Annotated in this window: 13 protein-coding genes; 5 read left to right on the top strand and 8 right to left on the bottom strand. The window is 68.5% G+C overall.

The features are described from left to right. Positions 1-208 precede the first annotated feature (208 nt). From Sya03_RS02815 to Sya03_RS02790, 6 genes are all read right to left on the bottom strand, one after another. Positions 209-979, bottom strand: a complete 771-nt coding sequence (locus Sya03_RS02815; protein WP_203936543.1) for a hypothetical protein — start codon at positions 977-979, stop codon at positions 209-211. Continuing rightward, positions 906-6,308 carry a hypothetical protein gene (locus Sya03_RS02810; RefSeq protein WP_203936542.1) on the bottom strand — a complete coding sequence of 1,801 codons (5,403 nt, stop codon included), beginning with the start codon at positions 6,306-6,308 and terminating at the stop codon, positions 906-908. The genes Sya03_RS02815 and Sya03_RS02810 overlap by 74 nt, the downstream gene beginning before the upstream one ends. 1,061 nt (positions 6,309-7,369) lie before the next feature. Next, complete coding sequence (locus Sya03_RS02805) at positions 7,370-8,335, bottom strand: hypothetical protein (protein WP_203936541.1); 966 nt, start codon at positions 8,333-8,335, stop codon at positions 7,370-7,372. Between the two features lie 609 nt (positions 8,336-8,944). Then, positions 8,945-9,538, bottom strand: a complete 594-nt coding sequence (locus Sya03_RS02800; RefSeq protein ID WP_203936540.1) for a DinB family protein — start codon at positions 9,536-9,538, stop codon at positions 8,945-8,947. A gap of 351 nt (positions 9,539-9,889) precedes the next feature. After that, positions 9,890-10,762 carry a DUF4253 domain-containing protein gene (locus tag Sya03_RS02795; RefSeq protein WP_203936539.1) on the bottom strand — a complete coding sequence of 291 codons (873 nt, stop codon included), beginning with the start codon at positions 10,760-10,762 and terminating at the stop codon, positions 9,890-9,892. 46 nt (positions 10,763-10,808) lie between these two features. After that, on the bottom strand, positions 10,809-11,228 hold the full coding sequence (locus Sya03_RS02790) for a MerR family transcriptional regulator (protein WP_203936538.1): 420 nt from the start codon (positions 11,226-11,228) through the stop codon (positions 10,809-10,811). Positions 11,229-11,269: 41 nt separating this feature from the next. Here Sya03_RS02790 and Sya03_RS02785 point away from each other — a divergent pair, with 41 nt between their 5' ends. Beyond that, a complete protein-coding gene (locus Sya03_RS02785; protein ID WP_203936537.1) occupies positions 11,270-12,100 on the top strand; it encodes an alpha/beta fold hydrolase in 831 nt (276 codons plus the stop codon). Between the two features lie 15 nt (positions 12,101-12,115). Here the strand turns inward: Sya03_RS02785 and Sya03_RS02780 are convergent, their stop codons facing one another. Beyond that, complete coding sequence (locus Sya03_RS02780; protein WP_203936536.1) at positions 12,116-15,298, bottom strand: PA14 domain-containing protein; 3,183 nt, start codon at positions 15,296-15,298, stop codon at positions 12,116-12,118. Between the two features lie 146 nt (positions 15,299-15,444). Continuing rightward, a complete protein-coding gene (locus tag Sya03_RS02775; protein ID WP_203936535.1) occupies positions 15,445-16,176 on the bottom strand; it encodes a hypothetical protein in 732 nt (243 codons plus the stop codon). A 230-nt stretch (positions 16,177-16,406) separates the two neighbouring features. Here Sya03_RS02775 and Sya03_RS02770 point away from each other — a divergent pair, with 230 nt between their 5' ends. From Sya03_RS02770 to Sya03_RS02755, 4 genes are all read left to right on the top strand, one after another. Next, positions 16,407-18,590, top strand: a complete 2,184-nt coding sequence (locus Sya03_RS02770; protein WP_203936534.1) for a tetratricopeptide repeat protein — start codon at positions 16,407-16,409, stop codon at positions 18,588-18,590. 72 nt (positions 18,591-18,662) lie between these two features. Continuing rightward, positions 18,663-19,019: a hypothetical protein gene (locus Sya03_RS02765; protein ID WP_203936533.1), complete on the top strand. Its 357-nt coding sequence runs from the start codon at positions 18,663-18,665 to the stop codon at positions 19,017-19,019. A 71-nt stretch (positions 19,020-19,090) separates the two neighbouring features. Further along, positions 19,091-19,243, top strand: a complete 153-nt coding sequence (locus tag Sya03_RS02760) for a hypothetical protein (RefSeq protein WP_203936532.1) — start codon at positions 19,091-19,093, stop codon at positions 19,241-19,243. A gap of 76 nt (positions 19,244-19,319) precedes the next feature. Continuing rightward, positions 19,320-21,404 carry a M14 family zinc carboxypeptidase gene (locus Sya03_RS02755; RefSeq protein WP_203936531.1) on the top strand — a complete coding sequence of 695 codons (2,085 nt, stop codon included), beginning with the start codon at positions 19,320-19,322 and terminating at the stop codon, positions 21,402-21,404. Positions 21,405-21,422 lie beyond the last annotated feature (18 nt).

Raw genomic sequence — 21,422 nt, 5'->3', positions numbered from 1 at the left:
TGACGAAGGACAGATGACCTAATGGCGTCTGCGATGGAGCTGCCAGCGGTCTGCGGAACACTGTAGCTGGAGCGGCGACAACGCCTCCTGACCGATTCGGTAAGTCGGCCCTTTGCCCGGAACGTGCCGATCGCTCGAGACAAAAAATGCCACTGCCATCACTGGGCCCGGACTGGGTGGCGGGCCGTCAATAGTCGCCAGGGGCAAGTCAATCAGCCTGTTGTTTATCATCAACATCATTCGACTCCGGCAACGGCAGTCTACTTTGAATACGTAGGAAAGCGTCGGCAGCGTAAGACAGAGACTCGCTCAATCCTTCGAGAATCGGATCGTGGTCGTCTAGATCCAAATTCTCAGGCGTCACAGAGTCAGATTCCTCCCCGCGCAGGCGCGCGCGCAATCGCAGACTTTGAAGTCGGCGGATAGCCCGAGCTTGACCATCCTCGACAAGCTTTATCCCGACCCGAACCCAGGGCTCTTCGTCGGATTCGGCCTCAGAAGCCGCGAGTGCGACAACGGAGCGGACGACGCTTCGAGTGTAATGATCAAGATCGCACGCCGCGGCAAGAAGGACGCTGTTGCTGGTCTGCTCATCGGTGGGTCGCGACTGATCGTCGAATATTCTGGTATACCCCCATCTTGTCGTTTCAGAGCCAAGGCGCTCAAGGGCTGCGAAGACTTCATCGAAGTCGCGGAGCGGTTTCCTCCGCCAGGGAGCGCCGTCACGGTTGGCCCACAGTTTCATGATGACATCAGACGCAGCCTTCTCAGCCGAATCCCTCAGGTCATCAGTAGCCGACTCGGCGCGAATTATCAACTCTGCTATGTGATGCGACATCCACCGGCCGAGGACGTCACCAGGGTCGAGTTGTTCACTAAGGCGCTTGCCGAACTCGAGTATGTGTTCAAAGTTCGTGACGGATTCCGAACTGATCAAAGAGGAAGTACTTGGTGCATTTTCGGGGAGCGGTGTTGTCATCGTCTGGGCTCCTTATAGGTGATGATCGGGAATGGCTTTCCTCGCAACGTCGAGTGATTTTGACCTCAACAATGAGGCTGCGACCAGTGCGGCGAAGTAGCTCCGTCAGGTCGGCCCTTCGCATTGTGAGCCGCTGACCGACGCTCCCCCGCTCACTCGCACCGCCGCGTTCGACGTCACTCCAAACCAGCGACCGAAGGGCAGGCTCACTGCCGATGCTCCAAGTACGTAGGTCGAGATCAGGGACCGCCCCTATGGTGCCGACGATATCTGCAGTAGGTCGAACAGGCGGAAACTTAATCCCGCCGCTGTACGGGTCGCGTTCGTCGATCCCACTGCGATGCCCCGGGGTGTGGAGCCATCCAGTCAGCCTGAAGTCAGGGACGTCGATTTCAAAGTCTTCGTCACCGGCGCCGGGGAGCCGGAAGGCGTGCTTGTCCGGAGCAGTTTCTAACGCTCGTAGGAGCGCTGGCCCGGTCGTCGCGTTGACCAGCGCGCTCATAACATTTACTACTTCAGTCCGCGTGTAGGTTGCCGCCCAAGAATCCAGCCACACTGTGACCCACTCGGAGGTCGGTGACAACTGCGCCAAACAGTCTGCCGCGGCAAGGCCCTGTTTCCATCGCCGGTTCAGATGTTCCCTGGAGCTACCATCAGCAAGCCCATCCCCGGGATCTCGGAGCTCATCGGGGGGAGCTGCATCGCGGCGATCAGCCAGCCACCTCCCATCCCGCCGAGTGATCACGTGCCGATTCAGAAACTCTTCCCACTCGCTTTCATCTTCGCCGGCCCGAACGATGACTGGCAGTGCATCGATCAATCGCCCCGCCAACTCAAATAGAGCATGTGAACTAAGATAGAAGTTTAGGTCGTCAGAATGAGGATACTCTGACTTGTGGGAGTACTTGTCACGATTGTAAAGCCTGAGCTGATGGCGAGGATCCTCGTCATACTTCCCCCTAAAAGACGTTCCCCACCGATCGAGCAAAATCTCCTCAATCAGCTCCTGAATGCTCCCTGCACTGATGTCGAACGCGTTACCCAGCGCGGAGCACCAATGGTCCGTGAAGTCCATGAAGAAGCGAAATCGGGGTTCGCGGCTATCCCCGTCCGCAGGGCCCACCATCGCGTCGTCACTCTCTTCGTCATCGATGACGGCATCTGCGCTTTCGGCACAGGATTCATCCTCAAGCAAGGTAGATATGTCCGCGAGTCTATGGACTACCCGCCGCCCTGTTCCCCATCTGTTTGTTTCGGTCACCGCAGTCGGTGACCCGATGCGCAACGCGGCGGCGGTGTCTGACTGATCTAATGAATCGAAACCGTGCCGAGACATGGCAACTATGGCCGACTGGGCACTGTGCTGCATCACCACGTGCGGATCGTCATCGAACAAGACTTGGCGTAGTAACGGTTCGAACTGCGCAGTGGCCGCTAGTGCGTCGAGCTCCTGGGCCGCTCGGGCAAGGCCCAGCAACAACCATTGTCGTGCGTGCTTCTCGTAGAAAGGCAGTCGGCCATCGACGTATAACACCGGGCTCGTTCTGCCCATGGCGAGGTCGAGGAGCGGCCCAGTGACGTCCCGGCAGTCGAGGGCGAGGAGAAGCCGGACACTGTGCGCTGCGCGCCACCGGTTTGCGTCCTCTACGTCAGCTAGCGTGGCCCAAAGCGTGCCGGCAACCGCATGGGCGATCGACTCCGGGGCGGGAGGCAACGATTCGAACCGGCCGTCGCCAGCGTTGACCTCAGCCACCTCGGCGAATAGGCGGAGCCCCTCATCGAGAAGTACGCCTGCCTGCTCCGGGCTAACGCGACCAGCAAGTCGACCAGCAAGAGCGAACGCCTCCTCCGCGTCCAACGGTCGCGCTGTTGCGCCGGCAGCGCGTTGCGCTTGTCCAACGTAGTCCGCCCCGGGCTCTCCAGCCGCCTGTGCCAGCTTCTCAAGATTGATTGGCTGCCAACTCTTGCCGACAATCTCACGGCAGAACCGCGCAACCGCCGTCCTGGCAAGGTTCTTAACCTCCGCGCGCAGCCCGTACGGCATGCTCTGCGGCGGGCCGATGGAATTCAACAACCTGTCTACATCAAACAAGTCAGCCTGCGGACAGTCGCGGAAGGCAGCGACCATAACTGCTTTCTGGAAGGCTGCTACTTTACCGGCTTGCTCATAAACATGCTCAAGTCGTACGTTCCGGTGCCCATCATGGTCCTTCGCCATTGCCAGCGCTTCTGCCCAGCCGGTCGCTGACGTCAGTTCAAAACGTGGGATGTCGCCGTCGTGGTGCCTGCTGGGTACGTCTGCACCATCAGTCTCCGACCACATTCTAGAAACGTAGGACGCAGGTTCGAAGACGGTGCGGACGTCGGCCGCAAAGCAGGTTCCCTCCAATGTGGTGTGCGTTTCAGTGGCGACGTCGTCAAGCCTGCGGAAGTCTTCTGCACTGTGTTTCACAGCTCGTTCGAACTCGCTTAAGACCTTGAGAATCGTGCCAGCTCGCTCAGGATCCTGTCGCATTGCGCGCGTAATGACGTCCAAGCTCCACCAGTGATCTCCGAGCGGGAGCAGAGCCACGGCAACCAACGGCATCGGGTGCAGTAATGCCTCGTCGCTCGCAAGAAGGGCTCTTGCCAGCTCCGAAATGGTCGCGGTTCGCCGATCGCGCCATCGCGATCCAACCGCGATTGCCGTGGTGATGTCTAGCTTCCCCGCCTTCTGTAGTGCTTGGGCGAGGTCGACTCTGTCCCCGACATACGGCTCCAGATTTTCAGCCACTTGAGCAAGGCGGTAAGCGCGTTCGGGTTGCCGGCGGTCCGCTGCGCCGGCTGCATCCGCTATCTGCAACAACGTGGCCCAGCGAACATGAGCGTCATCGCCCACGCGATCGGCCAGCGCCGCGGCTTGCTCGAAGTGGGCACGAGCTTCTGCGCCTCCAAGCCGGTACGTCGCTCGGGCCAGCGCAATAAGGGACTCGATGTTATAGCCTGATTCTCCTCGGGTTTCATCGATCGAGGTCCGGACGGCTGTAGCGGTCTCTACAGCGACACCATGCAGATGAGGATGCCCCGCGCTGATGCGAACGACCTGTGTCAGAGTAGCTCGGGCCAAGGTGGCGACCTGCGAAATGCAGAACTGCACAAACCGATCGCCTCGGGCATCGTCCCTGACGGCAGCCAAAGCCCGAATCGCTATCCGACAGATGGCGTCAAGGAGGAAGTGAGGCGGATCGTAGGAGTAGGATTTTGCGAAAAACGCGTCAAGCTTTTCGTGCCGGGTCCACAAATCGAGATCGGTTCCGAGGAGCACATCCACATATAGATCAAGCCAGCCGGCCAACGGTGCCACATTGGCTCTGTACGTTTGCGCCCGTGATGACGACGATGCGTATGCTGGCCGGTTCTGCGCCTCACGGACCTCCTTTGCCGCTATAGCGTCCAGATCGAACTGTTGCCCCCGAAGGCGAGCAAGAAGCGCGAACCCAACAAGGAGTTCGAGGGTATCTCTCTCATATCTGTCGCCTGCACGGTGTCCAAGATCTTCAGGCAGGTATCGAGAGAGAAGCTCCGCTCCGGTGAGATCGCTCAACAGGTCGTGTTGCCGCCCGAAAGCGACCGCCCATATTACTGCCGCTACTCCGTTGTCGTGAACTCTCGACTCCGTCGACCCATATGCAGCCCGGTCCGACACGGACAGTCGTCCCTCGGTCGATGACAACGCCTTGATCACACGGCGGACTGCTGGCGCACCCAATTCTTGGCCGACCTCAGCACAAGCTTGGGCAACAGCGAATGCCAAATGTGGTGGACCGTCTACCGACGCCAACCGATTCACTTCCGCGAACCTTCCTGCGTCGAGCAGGCGCCGGGCGACGATGATGCCCGCATCGAAGGCGACCGTATCAGGTGTCCATCGACGAAGGTACTCGGCGCACGCTTCGGCACCGTCAGTGTTTAGAAGCCCCCATGCGACTAGAGCGATATCGCTGCGGCCGATACGCGGGCGCTCGCCTCGCTCTCGCGCGTTCCGTGTCCACGCGCTCATCCATAGCTGTGCACTCCGCAACCGGTTTCGCGCCTGATGGGTCCGGCCAGCGGCACCTGACAGCAGCGCTCCTTCGGCCGGCAGATTCGAATTGGGCCAGTCCCCCGTCAAGTTCCTGCCGGCTATCAACTGCTCGACAATATGTGAGTCAAGGAAGGCGGCAGCCAGATCGGTGTTTTGCCGTATGAGCTGCAATCGGCGAGTACGGCCGGCAGTAAGCGCGCCGACCTTGAGTGCCAGGCGTCCCGCTTCGAACTCGCGGCCTTCTCGTAGCGCAGCTTTCAACGCGAACTGCGCACGTTCCTGGTCGATCTCGGTTCGCTGCAAACTTCGTAGTTGTTCATCGTCGACGTCATCAAATGGTAGGGCTTCGTCCGATAGAGCGAGGCGTAGTAGCTCATCGACCCGGCGCGCCTCCCACAGTAGGGCGGGAATAGATGCCGCCGCGTACGGGTCCTCAGCGGCGATAGGCTTGAGCTTGCTGAGCAAGTGGTCTAGGTCCTCCCCCACGGGACGGAAGTTCTCACGGAACCAGGTTTCCGTCGGTTCGTCCCGGAATTGAACGGTCCCCCCATCAATGAGAAGCGGATGGCCGAGATCGGCTACAAAGCTTTCCACCAAGGCGGCGTCGACCTGAGCGAGTCGCGCTAGCACTCGTATGGGAATCATGGGCCGCAGAGCGGCCAATCCAACGCATATTTGGTCGATCTCACTTGATCCGTGGTGTTGGTCCTTGAGTCGCTCCACCAATTCCTGCATCAGGGCATTGAAGCCATCGAGCTTGGATTCACGGAACTGTCCTAAACGGCTGAGCAACTCGGGCAACGATTGTGCCGAACCTAGCGCCGTTACTTGAACCCGAGGGTTTCCGCCTGTTAGCGCGTGGAACTCCGCGGCATCTCGGTCAGCCGCTCCCGGGAACGATGCTCGCAGCAAGGTTGCACTTTCACTTGAAGTGAACCCCGAGAGGGCAATGGTGCGGCGTCCCGGCGGTGGATCGAGGATGTCAAGACGCTCTGACCGACAAAGCATGACTAGCCGGGTACCCGTCGGCAGCTGTTCGCGAAGTAGCCCCGGCGCGAAGGCAACTGCTCCGGTCTCGCCGGCAACCAGCACCGCATTATCCGCGGCATCTACTACTAACACCAGCAGCGCGTCCGGGCCCTGCGTTCTGACGACATCGGCGGCGTTTGCCACTCGCTTCACGAAGATCCGAAAGTAATCATCCTGTCCAGCGGTATCCGACGGAATCAGGGGATCACACAGACCCTTAGCCGCCAGTTCATTCACGATTTGGACCAGCGCCCGTTTAGGTTCGTGCCTCCCGCTGCTGGGCAATCGGTAGGAGCCGTTGCCAAAACAGTCGTAGACTACCGCCACCGATCCGGAGGGCAACGCTGCGCCAATAGTGCGTGCGAGCACCGACTTTCCGACGCCGCCTGGCGCATGAACTATGATCGGACTCGTTTCTGGGCCAGTGATTTGCTCGACGACCGTCGAGAGATGCGAGGTTTGGACAAGTGTCGCAGGCGCCTGCAGAAGATTAGGCGCAGGTAGGAGCGCCTCCTCCGACGTACCAATCGCGGCCAGGACAGCAACTTTGTCGACGCGGGGGTTGCTGCCATGCTCCGACGTAGCTCGACTTCCGATCATTTCCTTAAGGCGAAGCGCGCAGTCGCTCGGCGCGCCAGGGAGCAAGGCGCCTAGGTCTTGCTCGAATAGTGGCCGAAGCCGAAGCAATCCCGGCGCCGTATCATCAATGCGCAGCTGCCCGCATAGCTGAGCAATTCCAACCGGATCGAGTGAGCGAGCGAGTTCTTTGCGGATGTATTCCGCCGCGCCACGTGTGCCCGGAGATGGTACTCGACCTAGGGCGAGGTCCAAAATAGCTTCATGGACACTAGGCGATGCCGGTCTATTTGAAACCACCTCGAAGGAGACACGATCAATCCTATTCGGGTGGTGCTCCATGAAGTTTCGGAATCTTTCCGCGAACCCGGCGAGGGTTCGCTTCAGGAACGAAGCGGTCCATTCGACACTTTTCTGTGACGTCGAATGCTTAAGCTGCCTGTAGACCACTCGATCGGCTGTAGCTGGGTCACTCGTACCCCAGTACTCCGCTAGATCGATGACCTCCAGACCCCTTCCAGCCGCGCCATCACTGGCCGAAACGCCCTCGACATAGATGGAGTCCAACCGGGTACCCGGTTCGAGCAGGCGCAGTGACTGTCGTGCGGCCCACACGTAGTGGAACTGATCACCGTCACGGCTGGGCCGAAGAAGGTCTGTTGTCATCAGGATCCATTACACACTGCTGTACCGGATGGTCATAGCGCCTAAGCTATGCAGCCTTACGGCATGAGCGTCGCGACGCCCGGCTTCGGCTCCCGCCGGACAACATGCGAGGCGAACCACGTGACCAGTGTGGTTGCGAGATGCAGGGCGGCTCGTGCCTGGCTCAGGTCTTCCATGAGGGTCGGGTACTGTCCGCCATGGCGTGAAGTTTGACCCGTCCACAGCGCTTCCGCCATGGAGATCACGGTTTCAAGGCCGACTGAAGTGCCCGGCTGACCGACGTCCGCGACGAAGCGGTGCCGGGCGTTCTTGAGTTCGCCGAGCATCGTACCGAGGGTCGCCTTGGCGTGGTTGGGCTGAACGACCGAGTGCGCTGCTGCCTCAACAGCTTTGATAGCTTCGCTGTACGCCCGCGGAGGGTCGGGATGCAAACCGGCGAGAGCTTCCCATGCGGACTCCAAGAACTTCGATGCAGACCCAGACGAGGGCATCTGGTCAGCAGCGGCGCTCGCATCCCTGAGGGCGAGCTCACTAGCGCGGTCGGTGCGGCGCACCAGACGGCGCCCGTCCTCCGAGATGCGGTACATGAGCCGGGCATCGTCGAGGTGCTGCTGGAGGCTCTTGCGGTGATCACGCTTCGTAGCGTTCATCGCTGCGATGATCTGCATTGGCAATGGGTCGGCCCTGTTCGGACCCTGCCCACGTGCGGGGAGCAGATCTAGGAGAGCGTCAACCACGTCGAGCAGGGCTTTGTCCGATACGGATTCGGCCAAGGCATGGCGGACCCAATCATGATGGTTGAGGGTCTCAACAAACTCACCGTCGTCCTCTTCCAGCTCAAGGTGCAGGTGGATGCCCAGTCGAACAGGCACGCGATCGAGGTCCTGGCTGGGTATGTCCCGACCGGCGAGGATGATCCATTGCCGTAGGGCGGCCGCCAGGGCCGGGGAGACCCTTCGGGCCCACTGCTGGCTTGCACTCTGACGATCAGATAGTGGCTGCCATATCTCAGACGTCGACACGGCAAAGACGGTAGCGCCCTGGACCGTCCAGACAGCACGTCGTGTCCAATGAGTTCGTGGAAGTTGCTCTCCCGCTGGATGCTCAGAGTCTGCTCCAACGGAAACGCTGTCTGGCGAAGCGGTCGGTTCAAAGTTTCTGTACGTCTTAGATGCGGCCCGAAACGGGCCGCTCACGCCGCCGTCTGGGCGCGCGGCCGTCCCGCCGCTGTCGCTCTGGGCCAGGCCACGCAAGACGCCCGCCGGCTGGCGTGCTGGGGTGAGGTTCGGGCCGGCTGGCGACGGCCAGGCCGTCGAACACGGTTGCGGCCCGCCGGCGCCGAGGTGGGCGGCGCGAGTGTGCCGGGCCGCCCCTCCAAGCTCAAGGGCGCTTCGCGTCGCACGCGACGGCCCTGCGGGCCGCCCTTGACCTCAGAGCCTCTGCGACCCTCAGGGCAGTGGGTGCGGGCAGGCCGATGGCCTGCCCTTCAGTGTGCGCACCGCCCACCCCGGCGCCGGCGCAGTACCTCGCGACCGGTCAAGGTGTGGTTGCCAGCTACCGCCTGGCTCTGCTCACGAGTTGCGCCACCAGCGGCTCGTGCGTTTTGACTCCATTGATCGTTCTGCCATTGATCAATCTCGGCGAGTCTTGACCGCACTTCTGGCGGCTGCCTGCGCAGCCCGCTCGATCTTCGCGCGGTGTATCGCGCGGGCCGCCGTGTCGATTTCTTCCTCGTACTCCGCCCTCAGCCCGGTCCGGCCGTCGAGCTGCTCACGCAGGATGTCAGCTTGGCCGGCATGCCGGGTGGTCTCCTGAAGGACGTGGATCATGATGCCGAACAGCCTGACATCGGGCTGCGGCCACCAGGGCACGTGGCCAGGCGCGTCGATGGGAAGCCCTCCGATCGTCGCGTCCGCATGCTTGCCGGCACGCTGGTAGAAGTCGATGATCTGTTCGCGAGTTTCATCCGGGGTCGCCCACAGGTCGCTGCCGTCCGCGTCCTGCCAGCGCCCCAGCGGCTGCGGGAACGGGCGATCGAAGACCTCCCCGAAATACCAGGCCTCACAGGTCGCCAAGTGTTTGACCAGTCCGAGAAGGTTGGTCCCGGTCACCGTCAGGGGGCGCCGGATGTCGTACTCGGACAGGCCGTCGAGCTTCCAGACCAGCGCCTCACGGGTCACCTTGAGCCGGCGGTGCAGGTAGTCCTTCGCGAAGTCATCGATCACGGCACACGAGCTTGCCACGCGGCAACAACAGGAGCCGCCCCGCCCAGCAACTGTGTTGTCGAAACTCGCGGACATGGCATCCAGCGACGAACGTGCGGTGTCGAAGTTGGCGTTCAACCGGTGTCCGATGCCGTGGAGATAGTCAACCGCCAGACCCGCCGGTGCCCAATACGTGCCGAAGTTCCGCCGGCGACTCGCCAGGCGCATACGTTTTAGCTGGTCAGCGGCTCTGCGCCCGCAAGGTCAGCGTCGCCCTCCGGAGGCGAAAGCGCAGGTTCGAATCCTGCCGGGGGCACCAAGCTCGACCAGGGCATTCGGCCCGCCAACCCAGCGCACAGCTGCACACCGCCACTACGGGCGGCAGTGGACGAACCATGTCCCGGCGCTCGGCAGCACGGTCGCCACTTCCCAGCGCGTCATGCTCAGGTAGCAGGCCAGCCGTTTGAACTGACCCGCCAACTCCCAGGCATCCTCGCCGGGCTCCGGCGGCCGGTGCACGACGAACTGCAGCATGGTGCCCCAGGACGCGAACAGCCGGGCGTCCCAGCGGGACTGCCACTGCCAGAGCGCCGCGGCCAGCTCCTTGCTCTCGCCCAACGCGCCGAAGAAGTGCACCCACTGCGGGGCCAACCACGCCGAGGTCGTGGGCAGCAGCAGCAGAGAGACGTCGGCGGGGGTGTACCAGAAGGCCGAGGTCATGTGGTGGTGCGCCTCGATCCGCACCCGCGCCTCCCACGCCGGATCGGACCGGACCCGGTCGTAGACGAGGCGCTCCAGGTCGTGCTCGGTGATGGGCGACGGGAGCCGGCGGACGTCAGCCTCGCTCAGCCCCGTACCCGACATCCCCGCGGCCAGGAAGCCGGCGACCGACCGCTCCGGGTCCTCCAGGCTGATCTCCGTGTCGTCGAAGAGGGGCCAGGCGGACCAGGGATCAAGGGTCCTCGCGGCTTCGTCGAGCGCGGCCAGTTCGGCCTCCGAAGGCGCCGGCTCTGGATCGCTTCGCGCCCACGAGCCCTCGAATTCCCCGGTCACCACGACGGGCCACCGGCCGGTGACCGGCACCAGTGCGCACGCCTCCTGCCAGGCCGTCAACACGCTGGCCGGCGGGATCGCCTCGACGACGGCGGCGCCCTGCGGGCCGTGCTTGACGGGCAGGCCCTCGAGCCGGGTCCCGGCCAGGGCTGCGGTGACCTCGGCCGGCCCGGTATCGCGTTCGCCACCCATCACTCCATGATCGGACGAACCGCGCCCTCTCGTCGGCGAACCGGTGTCACGGCGGCGGGGTGGCCGGGAGCAGGGCGGCGACCTCCGGGCAGTCCGGGATCGTGTCGGCCGTGCAGGTCACGCCGTGGGTCAGGACCGGCAGGAGTGCCTGCATGTCGGCGATGCGGCGTTCCAGGGCGGCGCGGTGGCCCGCGATGACCGCGCGCTGGGCGTTGCGGTCGAGGGTGCCGCAGACCAGGGCGCGCAGTTGCGGCAGGCTGAAGCCGAGGGCCCGGCCGAGCAGGACGAGCCGGACCGCGAGGACGTCGCGCGGGGTGTAGCGGCGGCGGCCGTTCGGGAGGCGGTCCGGGGTGAGCAGGCCCTGGTCCTCCCAGTGGCGGAGCACGTGTGCGCCCAGGCCGAACCGGTCCGCCACCTCGCCGATGGACAGGCCGGTGGTTGACCTCAGGTCGACGTGAGGATGCATGGTCGTCAGTGTCGCGTACCGCCGCACGAACGAGGTGTTCCATGCCCCTGGCCGACCTGCCCGCAGGCCCGCTCCGCTACGCCGACACCGGGACCGGTGCGCCGGTGGTGTTCCTGCACGGCGCGTTCCAGGACGGCCGGGTGTGGGCGCCGCTGGTCGACCGGCTCGCGCCCGCGTTCCGGTGTGTGGTGCCGGACCTGCCGCTGGGCGGGCACCGGCAGCCGATGCGGGCCGCCGCGGACCGGTCCGCCGCCGGGGTCGCGGACGTCGTGGCGGACTTCGTCGAGCACCTGGGCGCCGGGCCGGTGACCCTGGTCGGCAACGACACGGGCACCGCCGTGGCGCAGCTCGTCGCCGCCCGGCGCCCGGACCTGCTGGAACGGCTGGTGCTGACCAGCGGTGAGGCGTTCGAGAACTGCCCGCCGGCGGTCTTCCGCGGCCTGCCGCCGGCGGCCCGGCTCGGGGTGCTGCCGGCCGTGCTGGCGCCGCTGAGGCTGCGCCCGTTGCGGCGCCTGCCGATGGGGTTCGGCCTGCTGACCCGCGGGCCGCTGCCGCACGACCTGATCGGGTCGTGGCTGGCCGCCTACTTCGGCGACCGCGAGGTGCGCCGGGACGCCGCCGGGTTCCTGGCCTCGCTGGCCGACCGCCGGTTGCTCGTGGACCGCTCGGACGACCTGCGCCGCTTCGACCGGCCCGTGCTGGTGCTGTGGGGGGCCGACGACCGGCTGTTCCCGCCCGCGCACGCCCACCGGCTCGGCGCGCTGTTCCCGGCCGCGCGGGTCGAGCTGGTCGCGGGCAGCCGCACCTGGGTGATGCGGGACCGGCCCGACCGGACCGCGGACCTGGTGCGCGATTTCATCGCGCCGGGCTAGGCGCCCGCCCGGCTGTCACCAGGACAGTCGAGCGGTGGCCGTACCGGTGTTCTCCTGGAACTCGACCCTGACCACGTGTGCGCCCGCCGTGAGGTTCACGGTGGGGGCCGCGGTTCCGGGGCTACTGGTCCACCGGTCAACGATCAAGGTTCCGTCGACCCACACGCGCATGCCGTCGTCCCAGGCCGCGCTGAAGCTCGTCGAGCCGCCCACGAAGTTGAAGGTGCCCTGCCACCGGGCCGAGAAGGTGTCGGTCGGTGTCCCGGCGGGACCGCCAGAACCCCACTGCTTGTTGAGCGGGGCGGCCTCACACCCGCCGGAGGCCGGCGTGCCGGACAGCGTGCGGTTCGGGAAGTAGTCGGCCCGGTACTGCCCCACGGGGCAGGCGGCGGCCCAGTTGAGCTTCGCGACCGCGTGGCCTCCCGTCTCGAACCATTCCACCTTGACCTCGTGGGCCCCCGCGGTCAGCGCGCGGCTGGCGGTGTACGCGGTCGCCGGCTGGTCGCGCCACTGGTCCATCAGGAGGGTCCCGTCGACCCACACCCGGATTCCGTCGTCGGTCACCGCCGTGAACGTGTACGTGCCGGCCGTGGCAAAGGTGAAGGCGCCCGTCCACCGCGCCGAGAAGTTGTCCGGTCCCACCCCGGCAGGCGCCCCGGTACCCCAGTCGTGGTTGAGCGGCGCGGCCTCGCAGACGGTCGACGCGGCCGCCCCGGTCAGCGTCTTGTTGGGGAAGTACTCGGCCCGGTACTGCCCGGCCGCGCAGCCGGTTGTGGCGGTGTAGGTGGCTGTGTAGGTGGTCGCGGTCGCGCCCGCGGTGATGTTGTGGGACTGGCCGCCACCGTCGGACCATCGGCTGAACGCGTAGGAGGTGCCCGACAGCGTCTGCGGCGAAGGCGCGGACAGGCTGTTGGACGAACCGACGATGACCGTGTTCGTGAAGGGTGTGACGGCCGTCCGCGACCCGGAGGTGGCCTGCAGACCCGAGGGGTTCGAGGCCACGGTGATCTGGACCGTCTGCGGGTCGAGCCGCCTGCTGACGGTCGTCGAGTTCCCGCCCGAGTCGGTGGCGGTGAGCCGCAGCTCCAGGTGGGACGGGTACTCGTGGTCCGGTGCGGCGATGGACGCCCCGCTCACGCCGGTCCAGCTCTGCAAGGGGTGTGCGTGGCAGTCGAGCGGGCAGTGCTGGAGGATCATCTCCCAGCGCAGCGCGCCGGCGGGCAGCGTTCCGTCCTGTGGGTCGCTGGCGGACCCGGAGAAGCTGACGGTGTCGCCGACCTTCCAGGTGGTGCCCGCCGCCGGAGTGGTGATCTGGGGTTGCGGGGCCGAGCCGGCGCCGGTGGTCGCCCAGTTCAGCTTGGCGACCGCGGCGCCTCCCGTCTCGAACCATTCCACCTTGACCTCGTGGGCACCGGCCGTCAGCGCGCGGCTGCCGGTGAATGTCGTCGCCGCCTGGTCGCGCCACTGGTCGATGAGGATGGTCCCGTCGACCCACACCCGGATCCCGTCGTCGCTCACGGCCGTGAACGTGTACGTGCCGGCCGCGGCGACGTCGAAGGTGCCCGTCCACCGCGCCGAGAAGTTGTCCGGTCCCACCCCGGCAGGTGCCCCCGTACCCCAGTCGTGGTTGAGCGGCGCGGCCTCGCAGACGGTCGACGCGGCCGACCCGGTCAGCGTCTTGTTGGGGAAGTACTCGGCCCGGAACTGCCCGGTCGCACACGTGGTCGGGTTGGTGGCGGCGTCGTACCTGATGCGCTGGATGGTGCCACCGTCGAAGTCGGCGTAGAAGAGCTCTCCCTGCGGTGACATCTCGAGGCCGACCGGGGTCTTCGCGGCGCTGACGAACGGCTTGGCCTTGAGCTTGTCGGGCTGGCCGTCCACGCCCTTCGGCATATACCAGATGCAGTTGCGGGAGTAGTCGCCGAAGAACAGCGCACCGTCGTACTCCGCCGGGTAGGGCCCACCCGCCGCGGCGAACGCGAACGACACCCCCGCGGTGGAGGATCCCCGGGTCGTGTTGCAGTTGTCGTTCCCGTTCAGGGGCGTGCGGTGCTTGTACGAGTAGTACGCCTTGGTGTCCGCGTTCGCCTGCGCGTAGAGGTCCTCACAGAGTTTCAGGTCGGCCCCGTCGTAGCCGGCCTGGCGGTTGTCGCCCTCGAAACAGGGCCAGCCGAAGTTCTTCACCGAGCCGGCCGGGTTGGTGATCCGGTTGATCTCCTCGAAGCTGCTCCAGCCGACGTCGCCCAGCCACAGCTCGCTGGTGCCCGGCCGGGCCGTCATGCGGAACGGGTTCCGCAGCCCGTAGGCGACGATCCGCCTGGCGTTCGCGTTGGTCGCGGCGATGCCGGGGTTGTCGGGCAGCGCCGCGCCGGTGTCCGGCGACACCCGGATCACGCTCCCGTCGAGCGTCGTGGGGTCGGTGGGGGTACGCAGGTCCTGCGAGCGCAACGCGCCGCCCTCGGCCAGCGGCGCGGTCAACGTGCCGCCGACGCCTCCGGGAGGGTCGCCGCAGGGGTTGACCGGGTTGCCGTCCTGGCCGTAGTCGACGAAATCGAAGCTCGCGCCGTCGCCGGCCGAGACGTAGAGCGCACCGTCGCTGCCGAACGCGAGGTCGCCGATGCTGTGGCTCGGGTACTGCTGACACCAGTCGTGGATGAGATCCTGCTTCGAGGTGGTGGTGCCGCTGAGCGTGAGCTTCGCCAGCTTGCCACTGACCACGCACCCGTCGGAGGTGGCGCCGGGCGGGCTCGGGCACGGGTCGCTGTCGGCGCCCGCCGTGCCCCACCGCGGAGCGGTCCCACCGACGGCCCCGTCGAACGTGTACAGCACGTACAGGTACGGCCGCCCGGTCGCGAAGCCCGGGTCGATCTCCAGCCCGAGCAGGCCCCGGTCCCAGAAGTTGTGCACTTCCGTCCGCAGGTCGGCCACCCGCGTCGCGGTGGTGTCGGTGAGGCTGTCGTACATCTGCACCGTGCCGCGCTTCTCCGCGACGAAGATCCGGCCGTCCGGCGCGAACCGCACGGACGTCGGGTTGACCAGCCCGCTGAAGGCCGTCACCTCGCGGAAGCCCGTGGGGACGGCGGCCGAGGCGGAACCCGTCCTGACCGCCAGGAGGGACGGCACCAGCAGCACGACCGACACCAAAAGGATGAGCAGGATCCTCGTGTTCGGACGTTCGGCGATCCGGGACAGCACCATGACGGCCTCCGTGCCTCAAGCGGGCCCGCCGGCTCGCGCTATCCGCGCAGCGTATTGGCGATCTTTCCTGGTCCGGACCAGCCTGTCGGCCTGCACATGGTGGAGGTTCAGCGCCGGACGTTGCCGATCAGCTCGACCGCCCTGCCTCAGCGGACGGCTGTGCCGCGCCAGGCGCCCGGTTCCTCAGTGGACCGCGGCCACGATTCCGGGGGCGGGCCGAACGCGCGGCGGCCGGCCCGCACCGCCAGCGCGGCCAGCGCCGCGTTCGCGCCACCGCCGATCACCGCGCCGATGCCGAACGGCGCCACCCGGCCGAGGACGATGATCCCCTGCTTGGCGCCGTACTTGGTGATGAAGTGCCGGCCCAGGACCCCGTTGATCTGCTTCAGCGTGGCGACGGGCACCTTGGCGACGATCTGCCGCGCCCAGTGCTGCCCCGTCCGCTCGGCGACCTTCGTGATCGTGGCGGAGCCGGAACCGCCCAGCATGATGCCCAGCACGATCGTCCGGCGGCGCTCCAGCTCGTCGATGGGCACGCCGTGCACCTCGGCGATGGACAGCGCGAAGAGGGCGCTCAGCTCCAGCGACGACAGGGCCTCCCCGGCCGACAGCGCCAGCGCGACGCCCGTGCCGATGCCGGGGGCGGCCGCCGCCCCGCCCACCGCGGCGCCCGTCCCGGTCAGGGCGCTGACGTACATGCGCTCCAGGGTGCGGACGACCTCCGCCGGTGTCGCGTCCGGGTTGCGCTGGCGGGCCCGGGCGATGTTCTTGCGCACCAGGGGGCTCTGCATGTCGATCGCCTTGTGCAGCACGTCGAGGACCTGCTGCCCGCGTCCGGTCGCTGCCGGGGCCGATTCGTCGGGGGCGTCTGTCGCCATGCGGTGGACTCCTTGGGGTGGGTGCTCGGACGGCTGTCCAGAGTCCCAGCTCTCACCGGCGGGCCGAGCGCGCCGGACCAGCGCCCGGCGCCGAATCATCCGGCCGGGTGACGCGTTCCCGCGAGGCCGGGCGGGACGGCAGCGCGGCGACGCCGACGGAGAGCGCCGTGCGGATCGCGGCGGTTGTAACATCCTCGCCGGGGCGCAGCATCTTCTTCCCGGGGGCCCGAGTGAGCCGTTCGCGTGACGTCCGCACCCGGCTCGCGGCCGACCTCGTCCGGCGTCTCGCCCGGCGCCGCGCCGACCGGTTCGCCGACGCCGATCCGCTGGCCCTCGGTGTCGCGCCCGCCGCCGGGCACGAGGAGCACGGGCTTCCCGCGTACGTGCCGCGCGACTGCGAGCCCGCGCTGGAGCGTGCCGTCGAGGCGGGTGGGCTGGTGGTCGTGCACGGGCGGGTGGCGGCCGGGACGTCGCGGACCGCGTTCGAGGTGGTGCGCCGGGTGCGCGGCGACTGGGACGTCGTCGCGCCGGCCGACGCGGCCGCGCTGCGGCGGCTCGCGGACGACGGGTTCGACACCGGGCACTGCGTCGTGTGGCTGGACGGGCTGGACCGGTTCCTGCTGCCCGGCGGGCTCGCCGACATGCCGCTGCCGCCGCTGGTGGTGGCGACGGTCCGGGACGCGGCGCTACGCCGGCTGGACGCCGCGCCCGCCGACGGGACGCCCGGCGCGGCGACCCGCCTGGTGCGGCGGGCGCACCGGGTGGCCGTGGCCGACCGGCTGTCCGACGCCGAGCTGCGGCGCGCGGAGGCCAGCGACGACCCGCGCATCGTCGCCGCCGCGCGGCTGGCGGCCGGGACGAGTCTCGGGGCGTACCTGACGGGCGCGGCCGGGTTGATGGCGCTCTGGTCCGAGGGTTCCGGCACCCTGCACGACGTGGGGCAGGCGTTCGTCGCGGCGGCCGTCGACTGCCGCCGCACCGGGTACGACCGCCCGGTGCCGGCCGCCGTGCTGGACGCGCTGCACCGGGCGTACCTGTCGCCGGCCCGCCGGGGCCGCACCGACCTGCCGCCGGCGGCGGACGGCCTGGAGTGGGGCACGTCGAGCGGGTGCCTGACCGCGCACCCCGGCGACACGTACCGGGCGGCGGACCTGCTCGTCGACCGCACGGAGTCCGGCGAGGGGCCGCAGGGGCTGTCCACGCCGCCCGTCGCGGTGCGGCAGGCCATGCTGGCGCTGGCCACCGGCGACGAGCTGCTGGCCGTCGGGGTGCGGGCGTTCGCCGACCGCGACGCCGGGGCCGCCGACGCGGCGTTCGCCCGGGCGGTGGCGGCGGGCGACGACCGGGCGCTGGGCCACCTCGCCGCGGTGCGGCTGGTGCAGGACCGGCCCGCCGACGCCGAGCAGCTGCTGCTGCGGGCGCTGGAGCGCGACCCGGGCAACCCGGCGCACCGGGCGTTCCTCGGCACCGTGCTCGCCGAGCAGGGCCGCGACGACGAGGCCGCCGGGCACCTGCGGGCCGCCGCCGAGGCCGGCGACGACGCCGCCGCCGGCACCCTGGGGCTGCTGCTGGCCGGCGGCGACGACGCGGCCGCCGAGCCGCTGCTGCGCCGCGCGCTGGCGATCGACCCCCGGGGGTACGGGCTGGAGCTGGGCCGCCTGCTGCTGCGCCGGGGCGACTACCCGGCGGCGGAACGGGTGGTGCGCCCGCTCGCCGAGCGGGGCGACGGCGAGCAGGGCGCCGACGCGGAGGCCGGTGAGCTGCTCGGCACGATCCTGGCGGGCGAGGGCCGGTACGCGGAGGCGATCACGCACCTGCGCCGCGCCGCCGACTCCGGCGCGCCGGGGGCCGCGTTCTCGCTGGGGCTGACGCTGGAGCTGGACGGTGACGCCGCGGCGGCCGGGCCGTACCTGCGCCGCGCCGCCGAGGCGGGCGACCCGGACGCCCTGACCCACTACGTCGACCACCTGCTGGCCCACGGCGGGCCGGGTCCGGCCGAGCAGTTCCTGCGCGGCATGGTGGCCGCGGGCGACGACGTGGCCGCGGGCCACCTGGGCATGCTGCTGTTCCAGGACGCGGTGCAGGACACCGGCGGCATCCCGCGGCGCCGCGAGCCGGAGATCCTGGGCCTGCTGATGCGCGGCGCCCGCGCGGGCCTGACCCGGGCGGCGGGGGCGGCGGGCTTCCTGCTGTTCGAGGCGGGCCGGTACCCCGAGGCGGAGCGGGCGCTGCGGGCGGCCGCCCCGGAGGACGACAACGTGGCCGGTTACCTGGGCATGTGCATCCTGCGGCTGCACACCGACCCGGCCAGCCTGCGGGAGGCGGCGGAGCTGCTGCGCCGGGGCGCGGCGCACGGCAACGCGCTGGCGGCGCAGACCCTGGAGTACCTGGAGGACATGTACGGCGAGGACTGACCCCTCAGGTCGGGGCGTCCGCGGCCGATGGACCGGGACAGGCAGTTCCAGACGATGAACGGTCCACCGACGATGGCAGATCCCGCAACCGGCCTGCCCGTGCCCGCCGACCGGCGGCCGGACGCCGCCGGCTACCCCGCCGAGCAGCTGCTCGCCGCCGCGCACGCGGCCGCCCGCCCGCTGCCCGCGCCGGGCGAGGTGCGGCCGGGCCGCAACAGCGCCGCCGACCGGGCCCTCGCGTTCGGCATCGCCAGCCTGGTGATCAACTTCGCGGGGCTGGTGAGCGTCGCGGCGATCGTCTGGGGCGTCGCCGGGCTGAACCGGACCCGGCAGGGCCCTGCCGCCGGCCGGGCCACCGCGGCGTGGGGCGTGCTGCTCGGGGTCGTCGGGCTGGTGTTCACGGCCCGGGTCAAGCATTTCCTGTTCTGACCCGCTCAGGTTTCCCGGCGCCCGGCCGATGCTCTGCCTCGCCCGGACGACCAGCGACCACGAGGTGAACCATGTCCCCCAGCGCGCCCCCGCAGCCGATCCCCCTGTCGCGGTTCGCCGTCGCGCACGGCTCGACGGTGCCGGCGCGCGCCGGCCGGCCGGGGACGCCGCCGCGGCGCCCGCGCCGGGCGCTGCCGCCGTTCGTGCGGGCCCTGTTCGCCTGACGGAGATCCTTTCGTTGACATCGATCAATGGATCGGGTGGTGTGGAGCCACGTCCTTCGATGTCGCAGGAGGTTCCATGTCCAGACGCCGCCGGCTGGCCACCGCCGCAGCCGCAGCCGTCCTCACGGCAGGCCTGATCGTCCACCCCGGAGCGGTCTCCGCGGCCCCGCCGCCCGCACCGGGCGCGGTGAGCCTGGCCGCCGGTGAGACCGGGCTCGTCCGCTTCCGCCTGCCGGGCGAGGCGATGCTCGCCGAGCTGGTCGCCGGCGGGGCCGACGTCGCCGCCCGCCCGCGCACCGCCCCCGGGCAGGTGCTGGCCGACATCGTGGTGACCGCCGGCGAACTGGCGGCGCTGCGCGAGCGCGGGGCCGTCGCCGTCCAGCTCATCCAGACCTCCGCCGACGCGGCCCGGCACGCCGCCGAGAGCCGGCGCGGCGCCCGGGTGCTCGCCGCGGACACCCTGCAGTTCCTCCAGGCGTACTGGTGGACGACCAACGGCCGGACGTTCCTGCAGACCCAGGTCGCCACCACCGCGTCCGACGACCCGGACGTCGAGATCACCGTCACCTGGACCACCGCCGACGGCACGACCGGGACGTTCCCGCTGGTGCGCTTCGAGGACGCGGGCGAGTACCAGTACCACTGGGCGGTGCCGCAGCCGCTGCCCGCCCGGCCGGTGCGGGTCACGGCGACGTCCAGCCTCGGCGGCGCCTCCCGGGCGATCACCCCGGCGGTGTGGCCCGGCGCGACGCCGCCCGCGCAGCCCGCCGGGTACCAGAAGGACTTCATCGACGCGTACCTGACGCCGACCGACATCCGCGCCCGCATCCAGCGGCTCGGCCGGCAGTACCCGCACCTCGTCGACGTCATCGACCTGCCCAACCGCACCCAGGGCTACCGCCGCACCGCCGCCGCCTACCTGGGCGACCCGGCCGCCGCGGCGGTCGTCGTCGAGTCGGTGCGCTTCGGCGACCAGGGCATGAACGGCGTACAGGTGCGCACCGTCGACCCGGGCCGGGCGAACCGGCCGCTCGGCGCCACGTACCGCGACCGGGTCCTGACGATCTCGCTCGCCACCGACGCCGGCGGCAAGGTGATCAGCACGACCGACGACGTGGCCGCCTTCGTCACGGCGCGCTACCCGCAGCGGTTCCGCGCGTTCGTCGAGGAGGGCTCGGCCGGCGTGCCCATGCCCGTCGCCGGGCCCGCCCGGCTCGACGACGGCCTGGAGGGCGCCGAGGTGCCGCAGCGGCCGTGGACGGTGCAGGCGCTGCGCATCGGCGCCGTGCGCGACGGCTCCCGCACCGGCGTGCTCGCCTACTCGCAGGAGCACGCGCGGGAGTGGGCCACGCCGCTGGTGACGCTGGAGTTCGCCGAGCGGCTGCTCGCCAACCACGCCACCGACCCGGCCACCCGCGAGCTGCTGGACGCCGTCGAGGTGTTCGTCGTCCCCGTGGTGAACCCCGACGGGGCGAACTACTCGTTCAACGACTTCAACTTCCAGCGCAAGAACCTGGTCAACCACTGCACCGGGCCGGCCCGCGACCCGCGCAACCGCGACCTGTGGGGCGTCGACGTCAACCGCAACTACGCGGTCGGGTCGCTGTTCGACGGCTACGTGGGCGCCAGCGCCAACTGCCTGTCCGGCACGTACGCGGGCACCGGCGAGCTGTCGGAGCCGGAGAGCCGCAACGTGGTCGAGCTGGCCGAGGCGCACCCCAACATCCGGTACTCGATGAACGTGCACAGCTACGGCGGCTACTTCATGTGGTCGCCGGGCGCGTACAAGGCCGAGGGCCGGGTCACGCTGCCGCGGCCGTCGATCGACGAGCAGAAGTACTTCCTGGACAGCGCGCGGCGCATCGTCGGCGCGATCGCCGTCGAGCGCGGCACGGTCACCTGGCCGTCGTACACCGGCCCGGTGGCGGACGTGCTCTACTCCGCGGCCGGCAACTCGGCCGACCACCTGTACTACGACCTGGGCATCGTGGCCTGGAACTTCGAGGTCGGCAACGACCGGTGGAACGAGGCGACCCGGCAGTGGGAGGGCGTCGGCTTCCAGCCGCCGTTCGCCGAGGCGCACGCGGAGGCGCAGGAGTACGCGGGCGGCCTGGTCGAGCTGGTCAGGATCGCCCACGACCGGGCCGCGGACGACAGCTGAACCCGGTGCGGCGGGGCC

The organism is Spirilliplanes yamanashiensis, from assembly GCF_016863475.1.
Taxonomy (GTDB): domain Bacteria; phylum Actinomycetota; class Actinomycetes; order Mycobacteriales; family Micromonosporaceae; genus Spirilliplanes; species Spirilliplanes yamanashiensis.
This window is presented reverse-complemented; position numbering and strand designations above follow the sequence as displayed.

Excerpts from the sequence above, each read along its gene's own strand:
- Sya03_RS02815 (WP_203936543.1), bottom strand. The coding sequence starts at position 979 with ATGACAACACCGCTCCCCGAAAATGCACCAAGTACTTCCTCTTTGATC.
- Sya03_RS02795 (WP_203936539.1), bottom strand. The coding sequence starts at position 10,762 with ATGGGTGGCGAACGCGATACCGGGCCGGCCGAGGTCACCGCAGCCCTG.
- Sya03_RS02790 (WP_203936538.1), bottom strand. The coding sequence starts at position 11,228 with ATGCATCCTCACGTCGACCTGAGGTCAACCACCGGCCTGTCCATCGGC.
- Sya03_RS02785 (WP_203936537.1), top strand. The coding sequence starts at position 11,270 with ATGCCCCTGGCCGACCTGCCCGCAGGCCCGCTCCGCTACGCCGACACC.
- Sya03_RS02780 (WP_203936536.1), bottom strand. The coding sequence starts at position 15,298 with ATGGTGCTGTCCCGGATCGCCGAACGTCCGAACACGAGGATCCTGCTC.
- Sya03_RS02775 (WP_203936535.1), bottom strand. The coding sequence starts at position 16,176 with ATGGCGACAGACGCCCCCGACGAATCGGCCCCGGCAGCGACCGGACGC.
- Sya03_RS02765 (WP_203936533.1), top strand. The coding sequence starts at position 18,663 with ATGGCAGATCCCGCAACCGGCCTGCCCGTGCCCGCCGACCGGCGGCCG.
- Sya03_RS02760 (WP_203936532.1), top strand. The coding sequence starts at position 19,091 with ATGTCCCCCAGCGCGCCCCCGCAGCCGATCCCCCTGTCGCGGTTCGCC.
- Sya03_RS02755 (WP_203936531.1), top strand. The coding sequence starts at position 19,320 with ATGTCCAGACGCCGCCGGCTGGCCACCGCCGCAGCCGCAGCCGTCCTC.